Genomic DNA, 25325 nt, shown 5'->3' on the forward strand with positions numbered 1-25325 from the left:
TTGTAAGTTACATTTTTAAATAAAAGTCTTGTACTAATTTAATATAATCATCGGTATAATTATGTCTTTCTTTTTCAATAATTAATTGATCTATTTCCAGTTCATTTTCACCTACATTGAACTGAAAAGCAATTAAACTTCGCTTAATTGGCGCTTGCTCATTTCCTTTTACATGTGTTATTTTTGCTGGCAACAAGTACATTTTTTTTGCTATTAGTAACACCTGTTCTTGCTGTTCATAGGGAATTATAAGGGCGAATGTCCCTTGTTCCGAAAGTAATTTTGAAGCCCCATATAACAAATGCTCAAAAGGCAATGCATCTTCAAAACGCGCCATATTACGTTGTTTATTTGGCGACTTTTGTGTGGCCGCAAAATATGGTGGATTACTTATAATTAAATCATAAGACTCCTCCATTTCCTGAAAAAATTCCTGAAACGATGCATGGTAACAAAACATCCGATCTCCCCAAGGGGAATTTTCAAAATTTGTCATGGCCTGCTCATACGCAGCAGTATCAATTTCAATAGCCTCAACATCCGCATCAAAAAAACGCTGCGCCATCATTAGCGCGATAACGCCTGTACCTGCCCCAACATCCAACACATTAAATGGACGTTCTTTAGGTTGTACCCAAGCCCCTAATAATACTGCATCGGTACCAATTTTCATGGCACATTGATCTTGAGCCACTACAAACTCTTTGAACTTAAAGGGTTTTGACATATAATTTTCAGATTTTTATTTAGGGAAATCAACGATTATAATACACCCCTTATATCCGAAACATCAAACTTGGTAATAGAAAAATATATTCCATACCAGAATTTTATTTTAGAATCGGATTTAACAGAAGCCAATTATAATTAACTACAAATATAAATCTATTAACCCCTCGGGAGTATCAACAATAAGTAATTTATTTGCCTTATCTAATTTATGAATAAAGCTATCATTCATGGGAATAAGAATTTGCTTCCCTTTGTTATCAATCTCAAACAATGCTTGAGAAGTAGTGTCATTTATGGCAGTAATTACTCCTATTTTACCTTTAACAAGATCTTCCACTTCAAAACCTATAATATCATGAAAGTAAAATTGATCTTCATCTAATTCTGGAAGTAAATCTAAAGGCAAATACAATGCTGCTTTTATTAAATCGTCAGCATCTGCTTCGGTATCTACATCTTCAAACTTTACTCGAAGTAAACTTGATTTATGCAACCGAGCTTTTTCAACAAAAAATGGAACCAAATTATTGTTGTAATCAACAAAAACCGATTCCATTTCTTGATAAATCTCAGGGTAATCGGTATCTAGTTTTACCAAAACCTCTCCCCTAAAGCTAAACTTACTTACAACTTTGCCTAAATAGAAACATTTTTCTTTTTGCATTATTGTAATTTAAAAGATTTACTCTTCTTCGTTAGCTGATTCTTCAGTAGCTGCTGCTTCTGCCTCAGCTTTTGCTGCTGCCTCCGCCGCTTCTGCTGCTGCATCTGCTTCACGCTTAGCATTCACTTCTTTTTCTGCTTCTAATGCTTTTGCCTTTGCTGCTGCTGCATCTTTAGCCAAACCATCTTTTTTTGCATTAACTGCTCCTTCTTTTTCAGCAACCCAAGCTTCGAATTTTGCATCTGCTTGTTCCTGCGTTAAAGCTCCTTTTTTAACCCCACCAGCAAGGTGATTTTTCAAAAGAACCCCCTTGTATGAAAGAATGTTTTTTGCAGTATCAGTTGGCTGAGCACCATTCTGTAACCATTTCACAGCTCCATCAACATCTACATCAATAGTTGCAGGATTTGTATTTGGATTGTAAGTCCCTAATTTTTCAAGGTATTTACCATCTCTTTTTGAACGTGCATCAGCTGCTACGATCCAGTAAAAAGGCTTTCCTTTTTTACCGTGTCTCTGTAATCTTAATTTAACAGGCATAAAAATTAATTTTGGAGGTTCGCGACCTCGGTTATAATTAGGGCGCAAATGTACGTCTTTTTACAGAATTACAATACGTTAATCCAATATAATTTAATTAGCTAGCAAAAGTTGAAATTCTTAACCTCATTAGTAGCTTTTTTTCAAAAAAACTATTTTTAATGCAACATCAAAACAATACTGGTGTTACTATAGTATGTTTTTTTTAACGATCAACAGTTGTGAAATTTTAATTCAATATTTAACAATTCATAATTCGTAATTGGTAATTCCGATATATATTTACACAAAAGACTAACTAATGATTTTTTCAAAAATAGTTTGGAACCCCTCAATAGGAATTGACCTTGGATTTTTCACTATACATTATTATAGTTTAATGTTTGTTATCGCTTTTTCATTAGGGTATTACTTAATGAAAAAAATATACATTAACGAAGGCCAAAAAATGGAACACTTAGAGTCCGTTTTTATGTATGCCGTGATTGCTACTTTACTTGGCGCACGGATGGGGCACGTCATTTTTTACCAACCAGAATTATTTAAAGAAGATTTTTTTAGTGTTTTTCTACCTGCTCAATTTAGACCAGAATTTAAATTCACTGGATTTCAAGGATTAGCTAGTCATGGAGCCGCAATTGCTTTTATAATTGCCATGTATTTATATTCTAAAAAAGTAATAAAAAAACCAACACTTTGGACATTGGATCGGGTTACTATTCCAGCTGCTTTTGGAGGTATTTTTGTACGTATTGGTAATTTTATCAATTCAGAAATCATCGGAGAAAAGACTGATTTTGTTACTGGAGTACGTTTTATTAAAGAATCTATTCCAGAATATCAAGCTATAAAGCTAACAGGAATAAAAAAAGCAAGTAAGGCTTACGATGCTATTGTAAACAAGCCTAAATTTCAATCTATTTTAGAACAAGTAGATTACCGACATCCTGCACAATTATATGAGGCTTTTGGTTATATTTTTGTTTCTTTTATTTTGCTTTATCTTTATTGGAAAACAGATAAAAAAGATCAACCAGGATTTTTATTTGGCACGTATATGCTACTCATATTTTTTGTTCGTTTTTTAGTCGAATATGTAAAGAAAAGTCAAGGCGGATTTGAAAATGTTCTTGGCCTTATGTCAACTGGACAATGGCTAAGTATTCCCTTTATGGGAATTGGCATCTATTTTTTATGGAACGCATCAAAAAAAAACACCTAACACCCATTACTATACTAAAATAATTACTTCTAATTTTATGTAATATAATATCAATTATTCAAATGAATTTGATTATTGACTTTATTTTAGTGGTGGGATTTACTATTTCAATAGTAATACTAACACTCACATTTAAATCAAACCAAAAAAAGCTTACAAAAAAAATTCTTGGAGCTATACATGCTATTGCATTACTCTATATTCTCAATTTCTATTTTGAACTTCACAACTTAGAAATACTCTCATTTTTTGCTTATCTATTTACTGGCGGCTTACTCTTGTGTCTGGGCCCTTTATTGTTATTTTATACCAAATCAATTTGTACCACAAAAAAAAGAATCGAAAAAAGTGAATTGATTCACTTCATTCCACACCTAGCTTATTGGACAATTATAACTATCCCTTTTTTTATTAATACCCTTAATGAAAATGATACTTTTAAGCATCTAGCATTTTTAGAAAATTATGACATTCCCTATTGGTTCGAAACCTTAATGAGTATAGGCTATATTGTATTTTCTATAAAATTATTTTCACGATACAAATCTATTTTAAAAAGTAATTTTTCATCTCTAGATCTTAATAATTTAAAATGGTCTCAATTCTTTTTAATAGGTCTACTTATTGTAATGTTAGTTGATGTAAGCGGCAGTATTGTACATTTATTTATTGAAATTAAATGGGATACCGGATTTGTTACTATAATAAGTTATATTAGTATTCTTACTTATCTGGGCTACTATGGCATTAATAACAGTAATGTACTTATTCCCGAAACTTTACTTAGCATTACTAATAGTGGATCCGAAAAAAAAGTTTCACATGAACCTCGAAAATGTTTAATTCAAAATAAAGAAGATTATTTTGTTTTAGAACAAAAACTTAACAACATCCTCCAAACTCAAAAACCTTATTTAGATGAGAATTTATCTTTAAATTCATTAGCCAATTTAGTAGGTACTAGCGACAAAAAGCTATCTATATTACTCAATCAACATTTAAAAACTACTTTTTATGATCTAATTAATAAAAAAAGAGTTGATGCCGTTAAAGAAAAAATAAAATATGGCGAATGTGAAAAACTCACTATTCTTGGTGTAGCCCATGAATCTGGCTTTAAATCCAAAAGTAGTTTCAACAGAATTTTTAAAAAAGAAACAGGACAATCCCCTACAGAATATAAAAATGCAATTCTAAATAGTAGTAGATTAACATAACTCATTTTGTTACACTAAAAACATCAACTAATTAAAAATCAGTTAATTAAAAACTAATACTAATTACAAAAGACTAATTATTTAGTACATTTAAGGAATAACAACTATAACTTAAAACACTAAATATTATGAAAGCTTTATTCAAAGGCTTAGTAGTCACTTTACTGCTCATCCTAACCGCATTTATTCAACTCAACGCTCAAACTCAAAATTACTTATCCTCTTCAGGAAACAAACTATTTGACAGTACAGGAAAGGAAGTTCGAATGACTGGTGTCAATTGGTTTGGTTTTGAAACCGCCTTATACAGTCCTCATGGTATATGGTCCCGAGACATGAAAAGCGTACTACAACAAATTAAGGATCTAGGTTTTAACACCATACGTGTCCCTTGGTGTAATGAAATGTTAGACCCTGGAGCTTCAGTTAAAATAAATTCCTATGGAACAGACCCATACAGTGGAATTTCACCTATGAATGAAGAAGAAACTACAGTAAGTACCCCTATTGAATTACTAGATATTTTTGTGAATTGGTGTCAAGAAAACGATATGAAAATTGTTCTGGACAATCACTCCCGAGCAGCAGATGGTTTTTTAAATGAAGCTTTTTGGTATACTCCCGAGTATTCTGAAGAACGCTGGATTAACGACTGGATTTTTATGGCCGAGCGTTACAAAGGGAAATCTGCGGTGGTTGCTATGGATTTAAATAATGAACCGCATGGATCAACTTGGGGAAACAGCACCCCTGCTACAGATTGGAATAAAGCTGCTGAACGTTGCGGAAATGCCGTACTCGCCGTAAACCCCGATGTACTAATTATTATTGAAGGCGTTGGCGAATTTGAAGGTGATTCTTATTGGTGGGGAGGTCAACTAAAAGGTGCTGAAAAATACCCTATACAATTATCAAATCAAGAAAAACTAGTGTATTCTGCCCATGAATACGGCCCAGAGGTTGCTCAACAAGATTGGTTCGAAGCTTCTAATTTTCCTAGTAACATGCCCGGCCTTTGGGAAGAGCACTTTCACTTTTTATATGAAAACAATAGCTCTCCTATTTTTATAGGTGAATTTGGTATTAAAAATCAAGAAGCTTTTGACGGTATTGCATTTACATGGTTTACCGAATTTATGGATTTCATGGGTGATATATACTCTTGGACGTTTTGGACTATGAATCCCAATTCTGGAGATACAGGTGGTATTTTACAAGATGATTGGCTTAGTGTTAACCAATGGAAAATGGATGTACTATCTCCTCATTTTGCACCTTTAATTCCTAATACAATTAATGGATCTCCTCTTCCTAACCGGGCACCAATAGCTAGTTTTTTTGGTAGTATTACTATTCCATGTGTTAATCCTGACCCTAGTGTAAGTTTTGGAGACTTCGATGCTAGTAATTCCTCAGATCCGGATGGTGATACACTTACATATACATGGGATTTTGGCGATGGTACTACGGGAACTGGCATAAATACTTCTCACTCTTATTCCTCTATCAATACAGTTGATGTAACACTAACCGTATCAGATGGGGAATTAACTGATTCTATAACACAACAATTTGAAGCCTTGGCGCTTCCATGCCCACCTCCTACAATTGAGTCCATTAACATTGAAGCAAGCACTATTACAGGTGTAGCTCCTTTAGAAGTATCATTTGAAGCTATGGCAATAGCTTTCAACATTCCACCTTCTTCTATAACTTATTCTTGGGATTTTGATAACGGCGATTCTAACAATGGCTCTATAGTTTCTACCATTTTTACAAATCCTGGCACCTATGACGTAGTAGTTAATGCCAGTAGCAATAATAGCCAAGCGTTTCAATCAATAGCAATTACAGTTACACCTACTACTCCTTTAGAAAGCGACCTTTCTTTAAACTACCGAAACGGTGTTGACAATGATACAGACAATGCTATAAATCCTCATTTTGAAATAGTAAATAATGGAGACACTACAGTTGCTTATTCCGATTTAGCAATTCGTTATTGGTTTACCTCCGAAGATAATAATGATCTTAATTTTTGGTGTGACTGGGCGCAATTAGGTACTGGGAGTGTCCAAGGAACTTTTGGCACAGCCAATGGAATGGATTATTTAGAGATTACTTTTGACAATAGCGCCGGTAACCTTAATGCCAACTCTAATTCTGGAGATATACAAACGCGATTTTCTAAAACTAACTGGAGTAATTTTAATGAAAATGATGATTATTCATTTGATCCTAGTAAAACTTCATATACGTCACATGACAAAGTAACACTATACCAAAACGGGAACCTTGTTTGGGGTAATGAACCTACCTCAACTGGAGCAAAATTAGTTAACGAAACTTCTTTTAGTATTTTCCCAAATCCGGCTAGTGATCAAATTAATATTCAAAATGATACTTTTGAATTAACTAATTCGGTTATTAACATTTATGATTTAAGTGGCAAGCAAATTAAATCGATTACTGATTCAATTCCAACTACAAATTCAAGCATCAATATTTCTGATCTAAACTCTGGTGTTTATGTTATAGAAATTAGCAGTCCTAACAAAAAACAAACAAAAGTACTGGTTATAAAATAACAACAAACATAATCAACCACTTTTACTACATGAGAAGCTCAAAAAGCTTCTCATGTTTTTTATTCTTATTCCTCAGAAAACACACCATAAAACAATAGACCTAAACCTCTGAAAAACAACAAAAAAACTTTATATTTATTTCCAAACACATCTTAAAAAGGAACAAATGAAACCGATAATCATCTTACTTCTCTTTATCTATTCCATTTCTTACTCACAACAATTAAAAACGAACACGGCTAACAAGTTTGAAGTAAAAAAAGGAACCAACATCGCGCATTGGCTATCTCAAAGTGGTCGTAGAGGTAAAAAACGAGCACTTTTTTTCACTGAATCTGATATTGCTAAAATTGCAACTATGGGCTTTGACCATATTCGCCTACCTATTGATGAAGAACAAATGTGGGATAAAAACGGCAAACAATATAATGATGCTTTTCAATTAATGATAAATTGCATCAATTGGTGTGCTACATATAATTTAAAAGTGATTGTTGACCTACATATTCTACGTTCACATCATTTTAATGCTGCTGTAAAGCCCTTATGGACAGATAAGCAAGAACAAGAAAAATTCTTTAATTTATGGATACAGCTTTCTGAAAAACTAAAACAATTCCCTACTAATTTAGTAGCCTATGAACTCATGAATGAAGCTGTCGCTGACGACAATGAATCATGGAACCAACTGATTGCTTCAGCTTTTTCCAGACTTCGAGAAATAGAACCCAAACGTACCATTGTAATTGGCTCCAACCAATGGCAATCAGTCCATACTTTTAATGATTTAAAAGTACCGCCCAACGATTCCAATATCCTATTAAGTTTTCATTTTTACGAACCCTTTTTACTTACTCATTACCACACCAATTGGACCGAATTAAAAAATTACATGGGTCCCGTACACTATCCAGGAGTAATTTTAACCGAAAAAGAATTTAATAAGCTTCCTGAAAAGGTAAAAACTGTAGTCAAAAAATGGGTAGGTAAAGAATTCAACAAAGCACATATCTTAAAAATGTGGCAACAACCCATTGAGAAAGCAAAAGCATTAGGACTCCCTCTTTACTGTGGTGAATTTGGAATCATCACTCAAGCTCCACAAAATGATCGTTTAAAATGGTACAAAGATGTTGTTCAACTTTTTAAGGAGAACAATATTGGTTATGCCAATTGGAATTATAACAGTGATGAATTTGGACTGATAGACAACAAGATTTTAAACAAAGAATTGATTCAAATCATTTCTGACAGAAAGCAATAATTTTTTACATAGAAAATAATTATATGATAAGCTTTTGACCAACTCCACACTTTTATTTAGTTAATAAATGTATGAGTTTTATCAACTTCAGTTATTAGAAAAATCTATAACAACTACAACTCTAAAAAACAATAAATTATACAACTACTTTTTTTAACTTTTTAGCGTCTCACTAAGCTCATAATACGTCCCAATGGAAGCATTGAGTCCTTCATTTGAATTATTCTGCATTCCTTTGGCTTAGTATTAACCAACCACTAACACGCATGAAACAGCAACTCTTACTGGTCTTATTTTTTTGCTTTGGCTACTTGATTTCCTTTGCTCAACAATACACAATAAGTGGAACTATTAAAGATCAAAAAAATGGAGAAACACTTTACGGAGTAAACATTATTTTAAACAATACTACTAAAGGAACAGTGACAAATGAATATGGTTTTTTTTCCATAACCGCTCCTCAAAACACTTACACGATTAACATAAGCTATTTAGGATATCAGAGCATCCAAAAAGAAATTAACCTTAATCAAAACACTAAACTCAATATTGAATTAACAGAAGACACTGTTTCTCTCAACGAAGTGGTGGTTTCCAATAATAAAACCAATATTAAAACACCACAAATGAGTGTTAACAAACTAACTGCTAAAACTATAAAAAAAATACCTGTAGTTTTAGGAGAGGTTGATATTTTAAAAGCTATTCAATTATTACCAGGAGTAACTAATAGCGGTGAAGGAGCATCGGGCTTTAACGTCCGGGGTGGAGCTGCCGATCAAAATTTAGTGTTATTAGATGAAGCCCCTTTATACAACACCTCACATCTTTTTGGATACTTTTCTGTGTTTAATGCCGATGCAATTAAAGATATTAAATTATACAAAGGAGGCACTCCCGCCCAATTTGGGGGACGCATCTCTTCCATTTTAGATGCACGCCAAAAAGATGGAAATAATAAAGAATATCATTTTAATGGAGGCATCGGACTAGTTTCAAGTCGTTTGTTAGTTGAAGGTCCCACAAAAAAAGAAAAAGGTTCTTTTTTACTCGCAGGAAGAACCTCCTATGCTAATTTATTTTTAAAACTAGCCAATATAGAAAGCCGAGTTGGCTTTTATGATATTAATGCTAAAATTTCACATCAATTCAATGATAACAATCGACTTTACCTGTCGGGTTATTTTGGAAATGATAATTTTGAAATTGCTAATCTATTAACTAATGATTTCGGAAATAACACGCTTAACTTACGTTGGAATCACCTATTTTCTGATCAAATTTTTTCAAATTTATCATTCATTTATAGTAAATACAATTATAAATTAGGCTTCAACTTTTTAAATTTTGAATGGGTATCTTTTATACAAAACACTAATTTAAAATATGATCTGAGCTACTATTACAGTGACAAATTAAAATTCAACTTTGGGGTAAATGGCTTGTTTTACAATTTTAATCCAGGAGAAATTAAACCCACCTCAGTAGATTCTTCCATTAATGAAGATAAACTAGATCAAAAACGTGCTTTTGAGCCCGCCGCTTACGTTAGCTTAATTCATAAAGTTACTCCAAAACTACACTTAGAATATGGTCTGCGCTACAGCCTGTTTTATAGATTAGGAGGTCAACCGCTTAACATTTACGAGAACAATCAACCGGTAAACTACAACCCAACCACTAATGTGTATAGCAGTGCAGATCCCATTGCTACCGAAAATTTTGGCAAAAGTGATGTCATTAAGTCCTTTGATGGTCTTGAACCCCGATTTGCTGCTTCATTTCAACTAAATGACAACACTTCATTTAAGGCGAGTTACCAACGCATGAATCAGTACATCCATCTCATTTCAAACACAAACGCCCCTACTCCTTTAGATGTTTGGACACCTAGTGGGAAATTTATAAAACCACAAATTTCTGATCAATTTGCTGTCGGTTATTTTAAAAATTTAGCTGACAACAACTATTCCTTAGAAACCGAATTATATTACAAAACCACCGATAATAGAATTGATTATATTGACGGGGCAGATATTATTGCTAATAATGAAATAGAAACCGTTATTTTGAACGGAGAAACCAGAGCTTATGGTTTTGAATTATTAGTAAAAAAGAATACCGGTAAACTTACAGGCTGGTTTGCTTACACGCTTTCCAAATCGGAACAACGCACTCCTGGTAGAACTGCTACCGAAACAGGAATTAATAATGGAAATTGGTATAACACCCCATATGACCGTACACATGATTTATCAATAACAGCCATGTATACGTTATCCAAAAAGTGGAACTTTGGTACTAATTTCGTATTTCAAACAGGCCGTCCAACCACCTACCCCTCTGGACAATATCTTTTTGATGACATCACTGTACCCAACTTTACTTCCAGGTACGACGAAAGATTACCTTCATACCATCGTTTAGACATATCGGCAACACTTACACCAACACAAAAAAGAAAACGAAAATGGAAAAGTGAATGGGTATTTGGTGTGTACAATCTTTATTTTAGAAGAAATGCTTCATCAATCAACTTTTTTGAAAATGAAGAAACTGGCTTAAATGAAGCACGAAGAATATCTATATTCGGTGCTGCCATTCCTGCAATTACCTACAACTTTAAATTTTAACACATGAAAACGATATCCATATATTTCAGCTTACTTTTATTGGTATTCACATCTTGTGATGATGTGGTAAACATAGACCTAAAAGACAACCCACCTAAATTAGTTATTGAAGCCCTTATTAATTGGGAAAAAGAAACTACTGGTAATGAACAAACTATTTTTTTAAGGGAATCTACCTCTTTTTTTAAAGAAGAAATAATAAACGCTACTGGAGCAACTGTAAGTGTTACTCATGAAAATGGAAGCGTTTTTAATTTTACGGAAACTAACCCTGGAGAATACAACACGACCGAATTTATTCCTGAAATTGACGCTACATACACCTTATCAATTACCTATAAAAATGAAGAGTATACTGCTGTAGAAAAAATGATTCCAGTAGTCCCCATCAAAAGAGTGGATCAACGTATTGAAGATATTGCTGATGAAGAAATACCCGTGGTTGTATTTTATTTTGATGATCCTGAAACTGATAAAAACTTTTATTTAGTCAACTATTTACCCGATTTTCAAGAAAAGAAAAGCTTTGGATTTGGGCGAGACGAATTTCAAGATGGTAATGAAATAGAAATTATACTTGATAGTGAATATATTATTCCCGATAGCGATGAGGAAATAAGAGATTTTGCTAGTGGTGATATTATTGAAATCAAACTATTTGGAATTTCCCGACAGTTTCATGATTATTTTAATATACTAGCCGAACAAGCCGAACCTAACACCGGACCATTCTCCTTAGCTCCTGCAGCTGCTAATGGTAATTGTATAAATATCACCAATCCTCAAAATAGACCTCTGGGATATTTTAGATTGAGTGAGGTAGACACCGAAATTTACACCTATAGGTAATGATCACATTTTATTGGTCTCAAAAATAGTTAAAACTATGCACTTTAATGCATCTCGCTTTTAACTTCTAAAAATAGGACAAAGAGCTATTGGCAGTTAGCTTTTAGCTCTTGGCTTTTTAAATATTTATCAAATTTCTATTGCTAATAGCTAAGAGCAAAAATGGATGTTTAAAAAGATGGTAACTTTCAGTCCATAATGGTTCATTTAATCAACTTTTAGTTTCCAATTACATGCATGTACTACTTCAAAAAAAACTTAAAATCAAACTCATAATCCTTTGCTTGAATACTATGTTCTGGTCTTGGAGCCGCTTTTAAACTCCATGAGTTATACCCTGCCACTCCTTGTTGCTTGTAATCCAAATTTAAAGTAAATGCCTTTAATTTTGTTAACTCACATTGATTTTCTGCTTTGTCTAAATCCGCAGTTTTATAGGGATATGTACTAAATTCAAACACACCATCCGAGCTAATTTGTAAAGTAGTCTTTGCACTTTCAAACTTAGTATATCGCACTTCGGTTCTATTCCCGTAGGCTTGTGGAAATACATAAGAAGCACTAAAATCATTTAAGTTTTTTTCATAAACACCTACAAAAGCGCCATCATTTCGGTCTACATAATTTTCATGAGGGCCTTTACCATACCACGATACAGTTTGGAATGAGTCCCTCAATTCGGTTTGCACTCCTATTCTCGGCAGATTAGCTAATGCTTCATTACAAGTAAATGTATTATGCATTAACACCTCTCCAGTTGGATAGATAGTATAAACACTAGTAAAAAACACTTTTTTACCTCCTAATTGGTATTTACTAATCACTTCAACGTTCTCTCCTTTTGACTTCTTTTTAAAAGATAGTAATTGTTGATTTTGGGTGGCTTGTTTCCAAAATTTAATTGCAGGTATTCGTTGTATTACCGCTCTGTCATTATCCGTTACTGCACGCCAAAAATTTGGTTTTATAGGACTCGACAATAAACTTTTATCATCCACTGTAAAATTGGTAACATAACCCGAAGTGCTATTAAATTCTACTCTAAAGTTTTTACCGCTCACTTCTAATTTAGTTTTCGTTTCTGTAATAGTTAAATCACTTCCTGTTTTAGCTTGTTTTACTAAGCTTTCTTTTTTGAATGGAAATTCAAATTGCTCTGAAGCAACCACGTAACCTTTTTCCGCCCAAGCGGTATTATTTTTTTGCTTAGCATAAACGTTTATAAAATACGCTCTCTCTTTTTTCATAGTAAAGGAAGGCAACGGAATTGTACTTATTTCAAAGGGGGCTGTATGCTCAACTGTTAACATTCCGCTTTTAATTGCTTTTCCATTTTCAATTAATTCATATGAAAAATCATATACCGAACTAGTAGTAAAAGCTGTTCTATTTTTTATAGTAAAGCTTCTTTTTTCAGGATTAAAGCTTCCAAATTCAAAAGGCTGAAACACATATTTACATTCGGACATTACTGGTTTTACCGTTTGATCGGCATTGATAATTCCGTTCAAACAAAAGTTCCCATCATTATCTGCCTCACCAAAATAACCGCCATAAGCAAATTGCTCACAGCCCTCTTTTGTTTTTACTGCTATTCCTTGATCCATCCAATCCCAAATAAATGCCCCGGCAATTCGCGGGTGTGATCTGGCTACATCCCAAAACAATTTTAAACCTCCGTTTGAATTCCCCATGGCATGTGAATATTCACAAGTAATTACCATTTTTTCTCCTGGTTGAGATTCATCCATTTCGGCAAACTCCTCAATAGAAGGATACATACGCGAAATCATGTCGGTAAAGTCATAAGGATCTTTTGGTGTATTTCGAGATTGCGGTGATAGTATTCCTCCATAAGATTCTGAGCCCTCGTAATGGATTAAACGTTCTGGATCATTCCATTTTAAATAACCAGCCATGGCAGAATGATTAGCCCCAGCTCCCGATTCGTTACCTAACGACCACGAAAAAATACATGGATGATTTTTATCTCTCTGGTACATTCGTACTGCTCGATCCATAAAAGTTGTTGTCCATTCTGGGTGGCTTGCCAACTCACCACCAGAACCTCGTGTCCCATGTGATTCAACATTAGCCTCATCCATTACATAAATACCATATTGATCACATAAATCATAAAATTCCACATTATTGGGGTAATGACTACAACGAACCGCATTAAAATTATAAGCTTTTAATAGCATGATATCTTTTTTCATGTTTTCAACACTTACCGTTTTGCCTGTTTGAGCATTATGGTCATGTCTGTTTACTCCATATAATTTTACAGGCTTTCCATTGACTAAAAACACCCCTTTTTGAGTCTCGTATTTTCGAAAGCCTACTTTGGCAGATTTACTTTCAATTATATTTCCTTTATCATCTTTTAAACTTAGTACTAAAGTATATAAGTATGGATTTTCGGCAGACCATTTTTTTGGTTGTTGTACTGGTATATTAAACACGTCGTATTTAGGATTCCAACGTTGACCATAAAAAATATTAGCTATTTTGTCTGCATTTTCTGTTTTAGAAACTACCTTAACCTTTTTATCAAATAAGGTCGCAACTAGACTATATTTTTTGGCACTAATTGATTTTGGAAATGAAACTTTTGGACTTATTTTTAAAACAGCATTGGTATACGTTTTATCTAGTTTAGTTTCTATTTTAAAATCTGAAATACTAGTCTTTGGTTCTGCTAAAAGCATAACATCTCTATGAATTCCAGATAAATCCCAATGATCCTGAGACTCTACATAAGAACCATCGCTCCAACGAAACACTTGTAATAGCACTGTATTCTTTCCTTTTTTTAGGTATGAAGTAATATCAAATTCTGCTGGCGTTCGACTTCCTTGACTATAACCAACTTTTTTCCCATTAATCCATAGATAAAAAGCTGAAGTAACTCCTGCAAAATGAATACGAATATTCATATCCTTCCAATTAGCCGCTATTTCAAATTCTTTTTTATAAATACCTACTGGGTTTGCCGTAGGTGCTATTTTAGGCCAATCCAAATGCCCCCATGAATGTCGTTGATTGGTATATATACGTTCCCCATAACCCTGCATTTCCCAATTCATAGGCACTTTTATAGTATCCCAATTATTGAAATTCACATCTAAAAAATTAGCTGGAACAGCTTCTATACTTTCCGAAAAATAAAACTGCCAGTCTCCATTCAATGAAGCGACACGATCACTTTTAGTTTTATCTCCTAGCAATGCTTTTTCTTCTGAGACAAAAGAATACATAGTAGCCCTTGGTGCTAACTTATTTATTCCTATTACTGCTGGATTTTCCCAATCATTTTTTTGCTGTCCTATCAAAATTGTATTTGACAAGAATAAGATAATGCCTAGTACTATTAATTTTTGCATGTTTTGTATATCAAGCTTAATATCATTCGTTATACTAACATACAATAAATCATAGGTAATAAAAAAAGTAAACCAATGAAGAAAAGATTCCTTCTAGTTTATTAATCATAAGGTGTAGTAATACTATTTAAAAACACCATTTTTCAAATTAAATACACTATTCATCTAAAATTATAATCGCTAAAACCACCTGTAAAAACAAATATTCAAAAAATGGGATAAAATACACTAAAAACCGATTAAATGTTTTTAAAAATAAATAAACACAAGTTAAAAATTGCTCTTAAAACAAACAAAATAAGCTTAAAATTCATAAAATAAGCATATTATAAGTTGTTTTTCACTACATTACTCCCATAACTAGTAATTTTTTACAAATAATCACTTAGAGTAAAATTCCTACAAAAATATAATTATGCGGCTCAAACATAAAAATCGACTTTTTTTTGGACTTTTGGTTTCCTTCAATTTATTAACAACTTATTCCAAAGATTTTTTTGCCAAAAGCACCTCCTACATTGATGTTAAAACCGCTATCAATTTAGCCTCAGCTGGAGACACTGTTTTTTTGCCTTCGGGCGCTAGTGATTGGGGCACCAACACCCTGTATGTCCAAGGTGGCATCTCTATTATTGGAAATGGCCCCAACAACACCATTATAAAAAGGACAAAATCCCAACGAAGACATCTTATTGTTTTTAATGGCTCCAATGGTTTGCCAAATGAGCTACATAACATTGCTTTTGAAGGCAAATACAACAATGATAATGTCTATGGAAAAGCGGTTGGTTTTTTATATGGCTGTATCAATTTTAAAGTTTCGGGGTGTAAGTTTACTGGGTTTGCAAACTGCGCATTATGCATTGGTAATTCCAATGTTCAAAAAGGAGTTGTTTTTAAAAATGAATTTATTAATAATTATTATCCTTCTATAATGAATTTTGGGTACGGCATAGCTATATACGGTGGCGGATCATGGTCTAATTTAGAGCTAGGTAGTGAAAATGCCGTTTTTATTGAAGATAATTTTTTTTCAGGAAATCGCCATCATGTGACCTCCAATAACAATTCAAAATTTGTGTTTAGGTATAACAATGTTGTACATACCAATGCCACAAAAAACTTTAACATGGTTGATGTTCATGGAAAAACAGATTGGGCATCGGGATCTAGAAGCTTTGAGATTTACAATAACAACTTCAGCACTTCGAAAAATTTAACCACCAAAGCGAGAACCGCTATTGGAATCAGAGGTGGTGATGGTGTTATTTTTAATAATTTATGTTACAACACAATATTTAGAACTATTGAACTTTGGAACGAAGGATTTACTTGTGGCAAATTATCCACAAAATATCAAACCAGATCACTTCATATTTGGAATAATGAAAATCATGACGAACTTGGATCTAGAATAAATGAAGTTGTCAATAATTGTAACTTATCAATAAGGAAAAACAAAGATTATTTTATATCAAAAAAACCCAAATACACCCCATTTACTTATCCGCACCCATTGCGAAATATTGCATTAAAAAAGCCTTCAATATCTTCTAGCAAAGACACAAATCACCCAAGCTCATTTGCAGTTGATGGAAATCTTGATCGCAATAGGTGGTGGGGAGCAAATCCATATACAGCTCCTCAATGGTTTCAAGTAGATTTAAAACGTGTACATGCCATTAATAAAATTACGGTTACCCCTTATTATGATGGAAAAAGGTATTACTATTACAACATTGAAACATCCAAAGATGGAATTCATTGGAAAAAGATCATTCAAAAAAACAACAATATAAGTGCTGTTAAAATGGGGGACACCTACCAAATCCCAGAAGCAACACATACTAGATACGTAAAAATAAACATGACCTACAATTCTGCAAATACAGCTGTGCATCTAATTGAATTTGAAGTTTATGGCGCTCCAGCTCCGGAATTTATGAACCCATTTGCTCTTGACTCTAAAACAAAACAGCTTGCATTAAATAATTTATTAGTTTACCCCAATCCTATAAAAGACAATCAAGTCATTACTTTAAATTTTGACAACCCTTATCAACATAAAGTAGCTACTCTTAAAATTTCGGATATTGCCGGAAACATATTAAAAAAGGAAACATTTGATATCAATATGGGTGCTAACACACAAAAAATAAATCTACCCTCATTAAACCATATATATAACATGGTTTCATTGGAAATTGGAAAAAAGACAATTCAAAAAAAACTAATTTTTTAAATAATAAAGCACTCCAAATTCAAATTGATAATAATTATTGCTAGAAGCCTTATTAGATACTGATATTTTTGGTGTAACCTGTAAATTTAAGTCTAGTTGTTTTCCTATTGGATAATTAATTCCTCCTCCTATATTAACAGTTATATTGGTAAGGTCATTAAAAAAACTAACACCAGGTCCAATAGTTCCATACATAGATACTTTTTTTATTCTTTTTGAACTATAAGATGGTTCATTATATAAAAAGTAATACTTATACATAGCATCAATCCCAAAAAAATCAATATCCTTAGTAGGAAATCCATTATTAAACTTTTTATTGGTTTTAAACCTGTTAAGTAAGGTTTTCAATTCAAGCCCATGTTTGGCATTCATTTTTTTCTCTACAGAAAATTTAAAAGGCCTTGAAAAACTGTAATTCGTTTTAAAATTAAATAAACCATCATTACTAAGTCCTGAATCATTAATAGCATTTAAGCCAACACCTAAAATCCAAACTCGATCCCTACTACTTTGAGCATTTACCTCACCTACTAATAAAAATAGTAGCATAAAAAAATTCCACACTAGCATTTTTGTAAAATAATTCATCATTGTTTTTTAGCTCCTTTTTAGATTTTTTAATGAAGAAAATAATTTAGAAAATCTTCCTTTTTTTAAAACATTCACATCTTCTCCATAAACATAACTATACTTTCCTCCGTAATCTAAATTTTCGAGTGTTACATCATTTATTATATATGCCATATTATTAAGTTTAGCATTTTCTTTTAATTCTTTAGAAAAAGCTAACAAATCTTTATCCGTTTTATTTGCTCTAACTACAAACAAAGTAACATCGGCATATTTAGCTATGTTAAACGTATCCGATACTGGTAAAGTTGGTGCGGTATCTACTATAATATAGTCATACATCTCTTTAGCTTCAGTGATAAATGAATTAAAAATAGCACTTGATAACAATTCTGGAGGATTGGGAGGGATCACTCCACTAAAACAAATATCCATATTATCATTATCACTCACTCCTTTAGTTATACAATCTTCCCATTTAATTTTTGAATCATGTAAAAAACTTGACAATCCTTTTGTACTCTTATTTACACCAAAATAATTATGCAATTGCGGGTTTCTTAAATCCGTCCCAATTAATAATACTTTCTTTTTAACATTAGCATAGGCTAAGGCCAAATTAATTGAAGTCAATGTTTTCCCTTCTCCAGTAATGGCCGAGGTGACTAAAATTGTATTTCCTGTTTCTTTTTTATCTACAGGTATTAAGTAACTAATATTAGCACATAATAGCCTATATGATTCCACTAGTATCGATCGTTTTTTTAAAGAAAAAAGTTTGTTATCTCCCTCAAAACATGGAAATTCTGCTACTACAGGAATTTTTGGATTTAAAGCTTCAATTTGCTTTCTATTTCTAATCTTATTATCAAACGCAAATAACAAAGAAAGTATTGTTAATGGTACAATGATACTTAACAAAAATGCTAATCCAAATATTTTTTTTCTGCTTGGAGCAACTGGCTTAATACCCGTAAGTGCATAATCAACCACTTTAATGGTAGGAGAGGTAACGGCCAAACTAATAGCAGCTTCCTCCCTTTTTTGTAACAATAAAATAAATAAATTTTCTTTAATATTTTGTTGACGTTCAATAGCTCGAAGTATTTTTTCCTTTTCTGGTAATTTGGCAAATTTCCCTGCCGACCTTTTCTGTTTAGTTCGCAATTGAGCTAATGAAATTTCTAATTGTTTTTGATAAACCCTTACCGTTTGATTTATATTTCGGCTTAAGCCTTTTAATTGCCCTGTTAATGATTGTAATAATGGATTATTTGCCCCAGCACTTTCCGCTATCTTCTCTCTTTCTAAAACAATTTTATTATAGTCAGAAACTAAAATATTAATATTGGTACTCGCTAAACCTATATCTGCTGGCAACAAAGTAAATTCTTTTTCTGATTTTAATGTTTGTCTTAATAATTTAGACAATGACAATTGATTTTCAAGAGAAAATACCTCATCATCTGTTAATGATTTTTGCTTTAAAGCTGTACTTGCATCCGATTCAATATAACTAAGGTTATTGGATTGCTTGTATGATTTTTTATTCACTTCAATGGAATCCAACTCATTGGACAGATACAGGAAACGCTTGTCTATAAAATCAAGAGTTCTTTTTGAAACCAATTGCCTATCCAACACCCCATCCTGATTGAATTTATCGATTATAGTATTTAAAATTGCTTCGTTTTTTTTGGTATTCTCCCCTAACAAACTCAGTTCAATAATCTCACTTTTTTTGTTTGTTGTTTTAATTTTTAAGTCATCGGCTAGTCTAAGTACAGCATTCTTTTTAGAGCTAATTACTATTTCAAAATCATTACTCAAATATTTTTTTGGGTCATAATCTCCCTTCAATTCAATTTGAACATCTGCATCTTTGAGCTTACCATTTTCTAACTTCGAATTAAGGATTTGACGCCCTTTTTTATCATATATTTTTAATTGATTATTTCTAACTTCTGTAACATAGGTTTGACTCTCTTTAATACTATCTTGCACTAAATTATTAGTTATTTTAAAAGGAGAACCCCATATTTCTGTTTTTTTTATTTTTCCAACTTGAAATATTTCGACATCTAAATTTAATTCCTCGACTACTTGATATAAAATTCTATATGATTTTAAAATTTCAACTTCGTTATCAATATTTAATTTAGGTGTTCCTTCAAGTAAAGAACTTGGATCAAGATTAATTTCCAATTCTTTTGACTCATCCAATATTCTAATTTTAGCCGAAGTATTATAAGTTACTGTTGCATAACGGGTGTACATATAACTCGCTAAAAAAAACACAATAAAAGTAAGCAAAAACCAGGGCCAAAATTTCAGGTATTTAGCTAGTATTTCTTTTATATTTATTTTTTTTTGTTGTTCTTCAGTATCAAGAATATATTCCGAATTCGCCATTAATTAATACTAATTATTTGTAATTAAAACTATAGATGTTAATATAAGGGAAATAACAGTAAGTACCGTACCTGCATTACCAACGAGGCCCGCACTTTTAACTTTTGCCGTATTTGGACTCACTATGATTGTATCATTGGGCCTTATATTGTAATAGGGACTATTAAACACTTTAGGGTCTGTTAAATCTAATACTTTTACTATTCGTTCCCCATCAATTTCCCTTACCAAAGTAACATCTTTTCTTTTTCCATTTATGGTTAAATCCCCAGCTAACCCTAACGCTTGTGTAAGCGTCATATTTTGTTCAGAAAAAGTAAATGTTCCAGGTCTATTTACTTCTCCTAAAACAGTCACTTTCGCGTTTAACAACCTAATGCTTACAATAGGTTTAATTAAATGACCGCCTTTTTCTAGCTTATCCTCAATTTCCTTTTCTACATACTCCATGGTTTTTCCAGCTACATTTATTCCTCCTAATACTGGAAAAACTATTGCTCCAGAATGACTCACTAAATACCCCTGAAGCTTTAACAATTCAATATTGGTAATGGCTCCATTATTTATCACTTGTTTATTATAAGGAATAGCTGTTTCTGGTACCAAAGCAGAAACCGAAATATTCAAAATATCATTTGGCTGTATTTTAACCCCTTCATAAATAACGGCATCTAAATTTGAATATTTGGCATTTTGAAAATAAATGATATTTTTTTTAGAGGCACAAGATTGTAATAAAAACAGCAACGAAACTATTAAAAATCGGAAACTGTTTTTAATTGAAATATTAATTTTAAAAAACTTATTTATCATATTTTTCAATTTATTTTCGAATCAACTTTTTGGTGATTACATCGACTACAAATTGGGGCGCAGAAATTAAATTTCTATGGGCTAGCCTTTTGGGCTCTTTCAAAAATCGACCTAACCATTCTAATCCAAAATCTAACCATATTTTATTGGGTCGCTCAACAGTACCTGCATAAAAATCAAATACAGCACCAATGGAACATACCGTATTTACTTCTAGCTTATCCAAATTTTCTGCCGCCCACTTTTCTTGCTTTGGCGCTGTCATTCCTAAAAAAAGGATATCTGGTTTATATTCATTTACTTTTTGACACATTGTATTGTTGTCTTCCTCCGAAAAAAATGCTTTAAACGGTGGCGAAAACGAATTTACGCTAACATTAGGATAATCTTTTTGTATGCGCTCCTGTATTAATTTCAATGTAATCTCTGATGCACCTAAGAAAAAACAAGATCCATTTGTCTCATTTAAATAATTCATTGAGTGCAAAAAAATATCGTAACCCGTAATTCTAGTAATTTTCTTTTTTTGTAAAATTTTTGCAGCTAAAACAATCCCTATCCCATCAGGAAGTAATACATCTGATTTTTTTAATGCTTTTTCAAATTCCTTATCACCTTTAGACACGCAGTAACTATGCGGATTAATCGTATTAATCATTGTCTTTTTTCTAAAAGGGAAACTTGGATACCCTTCTGATATTTCATAGCCCAATAAATTCATAACGCGATTTTTTTAAGTATATGTTGAAATGTGTGTTCGAATTTTTCTAAGGTAAATTTCTCTTCATAACGGGTTCTACCTTCTTTACCCATTTTTTCTCTCAGTTCACTATCTTTTATTAATATTTCAATTTTATTTACTAAATCATATACATCATTTGGTTCAACCAGAAAGCCCGTAGTACCATCTGCCACAATTTCTGGTATACCCCCTTCTAAAGTAGAAACAATAGGTAATGAAAATTGCATGGCCTCTAAATTTACAAGTCCGAAAACATCGTTATATGTTGGAAAAACAAATATATCAGCATTTGTAAATGCCTTTTCCTTTTCTTCTCCATATCGTTTTCCTTTATAGACAACTGAACTTTTGATATCCAGTTCCGCTATTCTTTCATTAAACATTTCAGCTGTAATGTCTCCTTCTCCACCAATAAATGTGCAGAAAAACTTTAGTTTTCTTTCTTTTAAAATTTTTAATGCCTGTAACAAAACATACACTCCTTTTGATTCAATTAAATTGGATAAAAATAAAAGTTGTATTATTCCTTTTTCATTATTCTCGGAAATTGACTTGAATTCCATTTTAGGTATTCCATTCGCACAATAATTTACATGCTCCCTTTTAACATACTTACTTACATCGTAGTATAAATGTTTAGATATTAGTATTACCGATGTATTCTTATAAGTTATTTTATAAAGTAAATTATCAAGAAATCTATGTTGATAATCACTTACTCCCTTATTGTGGTGGTGCAATACTAATTTAACTCCTAAGAGTTTTATTATTAGTACCAATAAAAAATCCTTATAAAAGCCTACTCCTTTTGCTGTTATAGCTAAGTAAGCTATGTTGGGTCTATTGAAAATTAATTGATAAACTACTTGAAAAATAATTTTCAAGTAGATTCCAATTTTCTTTACTGGCGACTTGCCTATTTCATCAATAGATTTTGAAGTACCTAAATTGATATAACTAGTATTAAAACTAGCATTTATTAAGTGGCTATCCTTAATAAACTTTCCAACCATAGCAGAACCATGTACTGGAGGTGGCAAATGCAAAATAAATAATACCTTTTTCATATAGCTTCCTAGACCTTATTCAACTATTTAGACAACCACTAATTCGAGTCATTTAAATACTGAATAACTTCTTCGGTAATTTTTTTTTGCCCCATTGGGTTTAAATGTATGGCATCATAAAACAGTTCATGCTCATGAGACCAAGGTTCTTGCATATTTAAAAACCTTACATTATCATATTGCTCTGCTAAAGCGTTTATCTTCTCAAAAACTTGCTTAACTTTATTTTTTTGAGCTTTTATCATAATATCAATCGTGGGGACATTCAACAATATTACTTTAATTTTCTTTTCTTCAAAAGTAGTTAAGATTTGTTCTAAAATATAAATACTGTTTTTTTTGCTATCTATTTTTCGATAAACTCCCCTATTTATCTGCTCTTCTAATTTGCTAATATCCACTTTTCCTTGTTTCAAATTACTCCAATTCCCCATATACCCCCTTAAAGCTCCGCCAATTAACAACTCATTGAAACGAGACGTTCTAATTATTTTTTTTGAAAAAAATTCCACCCCATCACATTCCGTAAGTAAATACCTATTAATACTTTCATTATCCATAAATGGGAAGAATAATTTATACGAATTACTACTCAAACCTTCGTCTGTAAATGACCAAGCATCAACTCCTAAGATCACAGTTTTTATATTTTGATTAGTTTCGAGCAAATGCTCTATCATTATTTTTCGCTCGGCTAAATTGACACCCTCCCGGGTATATTTAGCTACTTTAACCCCCAAGCTCGATTCTATTTTTCTTTTATCAAGCCCCAACATAAGATGAGAATGACCAACAATGGCTAACTCTGAATCTGTATTTAAACCATAATATTTCTCTAGTCCTTTTGACAATACTATACTAACCGTATAATCTATTAAAAAGAAAGCGAATACAAATCCGATTACTATAACTATGAATTTTTTTAAGGTCACTTTATACGTGTTAATTAAAACTGAAAATAAATAAATGATTGTGATGACATTCCTAATAAAGAAATCCCCACAAGTAATAACAAATAACCAACCGAACTAAGTAAAGGCGGTACTTTAGATTTAGAAAAATACAATGAACTTATATTAGTATATTGTAGAATTTGAACACCCAGTAAGACTAAAATCAAAAGACACGATAATGCAAAAGTAATTGTTGAAGCTCCTAAATAAAGAGGCTGCCCCCAATTCCCGAAAATTTTACTAGATATCAACAAAGCATCGCTTATTGACTGCGCTCTGAAATAAATCCAAGCATAACTCACTCCCATAAATACGATTCCCATTTTACATATAGTATAAAATGTATAATCTTTAATTTTTGTTAGATTAAGTTTATTCAATAGTTTATCACCCCAATTTTCGAAAAGATAAAACAACGCGTGAATAGCTCCCCAAAGTATAAAAGTCCAATTAGCTCCATGCCATAGTCCACTTACTAAAAAAACAATAAAAATATTACGTACCCATTTAGTATACACCACTCTACTCCCCCCTAAAGGCTTATATAAATAATCTCCAAACCAAGTTGATAATGATATATGCCAACTCTTCCAAAATTCCGAAATAGAACTAGAAAAATAAGGTAAGTTAAAATTCTGCATTAATTTGAATCCCATCATTCTGGCTGTTGCAATAGCCATATCGGAATATCCACTAAAATCACAATAGATTTGAAATGCAAAAAAGAGTGTAGCTAAGACTAATGTAGGCGCATCAAAAAGCTCCGGGTTTTCATATACTCTATTCACATATAAAGCTAAACGATCTGCTATAACAACTTTTTTAAATAACCCCCAAATAAATAATTTAGCTCCTTCAATAAAATGAATTCGATTAAATTGGTGATGTTTTTTTAATTGAGCCAACAAATTAGTTGAACGCTCAATTGGACCAGCTACTAACTGTGGAAAAAAAGCTACAAAAGTACAAAAACGCACTAAATCCATTTCCACTACTGTTCGCTTATAATAAACATCTAACGTGTAACTTAAGGCTTGAAATGTGAAAAATGAAATCCCCACTGGTAAAATCACTTTTAAATAACTCAATTCCCTCGAGTAATTCATTATCGAAAACATGGAATTTATATTCGCAATAAAAAAGTTACCATACTTAAAATACAACAAAGGTAATAGCGAAATAAAAACCGAAGTTGTCAACCACATTTTTCTTTCATTTACCGAATTTGCTTTAACTATTTTTAAAGCCGAAAAATAATTTACAACACTTACTCCTGCCATTAGCAATGCAAAATCCCACCTCCAAAAAGCATAAAAAACATACGAACTAACAAAAAGCACTAGTGTTTTTAACTTGTTTGGCACATTAAAATAAAGGAGCATGGTCACTAATAAAAGAAAGACAAACTCCCATGAATTAAACAGCATA

18 protein-coding genes are annotated in these 25325 nt (G+C 32.2%); 7 read left to right on the forward strand and 11 right to left on the reverse strand.

Annotation, left to right across the window (positions count from 1 at the left end):
* Positions 1 to 7 precede the first annotated feature (7 nt).
* The 3 genes from KQA_RS0208525 to KQA_RS0208535 all read right to left on the reverse strand — a co-directional run bounded on the left by KQA_RS0208525 (position 8) and on the right by KQA_RS0208535 (position 1936).
* Positions 8 to 727 (reverse strand): tRNA1(Val) (adenine(37)-N6)-methyltransferase, encoded by a 720-nt coding sequence (locus KQA_RS0208525; protein ID WP_010180089.1) that lies wholly within the window; start codon positions 725 to 727, stop codon positions 8 to 10.
* Positions 728 to 871: 144 nt separating this feature from the next.
* Positions 872 to 1396, reverse strand: coding sequence for a ribosome maturation factor RimM (gene rimM / locus KQA_RS0208530; protein ID WP_010180091.1), 525 nt, complete (start codon positions 1394 to 1396; stop codon positions 872 to 874).
* An 18-nt stretch (positions 1397 to 1414) separates the two neighbouring features.
* Positions 1415 to 1936: a 30S ribosomal protein S16 gene (locus KQA_RS0208535; protein WP_029209526.1), complete on the reverse strand. Its 522-nt coding sequence runs from the start codon at positions 1934 to 1936 to the stop codon at positions 1415 to 1417.
* A gap of 301 nt (positions 1937 to 2237) precedes the next feature.
* On the opposite strand from KQA_RS0208535, the gene lgt reads away from it, so the two are divergent.
* The 6 genes from lgt (at position 2238) to KQA_RS0208565 (ending at position 11709) form a co-directional block, all read left to right on the forward strand.
* Entirely contained in the window at positions 2238 to 3158 is a 921-nt protein-coding gene (gene lgt / locus KQA_RS0208540; protein WP_010180095.1) for a prolipoprotein diacylglyceryl transferase, read from the forward strand.
* A gap of 62 nt (positions 3159 to 3220) precedes the next feature.
* Positions 3221 to 4375, forward strand: coding sequence for a helix-turn-helix domain-containing protein (locus tag KQA_RS0208545; RefSeq protein WP_010180097.1), 1155 nt, complete (start codon positions 3221 to 3223; stop codon positions 4373 to 4375).
* Positions 4376 to 4503: 128 nt separating this feature from the next.
* Positions 4504 to 6963: a cellulase family glycosylhydrolase gene (locus KQA_RS0208550; RefSeq protein WP_010180098.1), complete on the forward strand. Its 2460-nt coding sequence runs from the start codon at positions 4504 to 4506 to the stop codon at positions 6961 to 6963.
* 166 nt (positions 6964 to 7129) lie between these two features.
* A complete protein-coding gene (locus tag KQA_RS0208555; protein ID WP_010180100.1) occupies positions 7130 to 8227 on the forward strand; it encodes a glycoside hydrolase family 5 protein in 1098 nt (365 codons plus the stop codon).
* A 266-nt stretch (positions 8228 to 8493) separates the two neighbouring features.
* Positions 8494 to 10860, forward strand: a complete 2367-nt coding sequence (locus KQA_RS0208560; RefSeq protein WP_010180102.1) for a TonB-dependent receptor — start codon at positions 8494 to 8496, stop codon at positions 10858 to 10860.
* A gap of 3 nt (positions 10861 to 10863) precedes the next feature.
* Positions 10864 to 11709, forward strand: a complete 846-nt coding sequence (locus KQA_RS0208565; protein ID WP_010180104.1) for a DUF4249 domain-containing protein — start codon at positions 10864 to 10866, stop codon at positions 11707 to 11709.
* Positions 11710 to 11951: 242 nt separating this feature from the next.
* Here KQA_RS0208565 and KQA_RS0208570 read toward each other — a convergent pair whose 3' ends face one another.
* Positions 11952 to 15095 (reverse strand): glycoside hydrolase family 2 TIM barrel-domain containing protein, encoded by a 3144-nt coding sequence (locus KQA_RS0208570; protein ID WP_010180106.1) that lies wholly within the window; start codon positions 15093 to 15095, stop codon positions 11952 to 11954.
* 415 nt (positions 15096 to 15510) lie between these two features.
* Between KQA_RS0208570 and KQA_RS0208575 the strand changes: the two genes are divergently transcribed.
* A complete protein-coding gene (locus KQA_RS0208575; protein WP_010180108.1) occupies positions 15511 to 17337 on the forward strand; it encodes a discoidin domain-containing protein in 1827 nt (608 codons plus the stop codon).
* Here KQA_RS0208575 and KQA_RS0208580 read toward each other — a convergent pair.
* Genes KQA_RS0208580 through KQA_RS0208610 form a run of 7 tightly spaced genes read right to left on the reverse strand, consistent with a single transcriptional unit; the run spans position 17326 to position 25324 of the window.
* Complete coding sequence (locus KQA_RS0208580; protein WP_232285871.1) at positions 17326 to 17931, reverse strand: flagellar motor protein MotB; 606 nt, start codon at positions 17929 to 17931, stop codon at positions 17326 to 17328. The two genes, KQA_RS0208575 and KQA_RS0208580, sit on opposite strands and share 12 nt — an antisense overlap.
* 6 nt (positions 17932 to 17937) lie before the next feature.
* Positions 17938 to 20322: a GumC family protein gene (locus KQA_RS0208585; RefSeq protein ID WP_010180112.1), complete on the reverse strand. Its 2385-nt coding sequence runs from the start codon at positions 20320 to 20322 to the stop codon at positions 17938 to 17940.
* A gap of 9 nt (positions 20323 to 20331) precedes the next feature.
* On the reverse strand, positions 20332 to 21135 hold the full coding sequence (locus KQA_RS0208590; RefSeq protein ID WP_010180114.1) for a polysaccharide biosynthesis/export family protein: 804 nt from the start codon (positions 21133 to 21135) through the stop codon (positions 20332 to 20334).
* Positions 21136 to 21145: 10 nt separating this feature from the next.
* Complete coding sequence (locus KQA_RS0208595) at positions 21146 to 21856, reverse strand: WecB/TagA/CpsF family glycosyltransferase (protein ID WP_010180116.1); 711 nt, start codon at positions 21854 to 21856, stop codon at positions 21146 to 21148.
* Positions 21853 to 22944 carry a glycosyltransferase family 4 protein gene (locus tag KQA_RS0208600; RefSeq protein ID WP_010180118.1) on the reverse strand — a complete coding sequence of 364 codons (1092 nt, stop codon included), beginning with the start codon at positions 22942 to 22944 and terminating at the stop codon, positions 21853 to 21855. Before KQA_RS0208600 ends, KQA_RS0208595 begins: the two co-directional genes overlap by 4 nt.
* 38 nt (positions 22945 to 22982) lie before the next feature.
* Positions 22983 to 23876, reverse strand: coding sequence for an SGNH/GDSL hydrolase family protein (locus tag KQA_RS0208605; RefSeq protein ID WP_157366627.1), 894 nt, complete (start codon positions 23874 to 23876; stop codon positions 22983 to 22985).
* 14 nt (positions 23877 to 23890) lie between these two features.
* Positions 23891 to 25324 carry an MBOAT family O-acyltransferase gene (locus KQA_RS0208610; protein ID WP_010180122.1) on the reverse strand — a complete coding sequence of 478 codons (1434 nt, stop codon included), beginning with the start codon at positions 25322 to 25324 and terminating at the stop codon, positions 23891 to 23893.
* Position 25325: the final 1 nt, after the last annotated feature.

It is taken from the genome of Aquimarina agarilytica ZC1 (assembly GCF_000255455.1).
GTDB classification, from domain to species: Bacteria; Bacteroidota; Bacteroidia; order Flavobacteriales; family Flavobacteriaceae; genus Aquimarina; species Aquimarina agarilytica.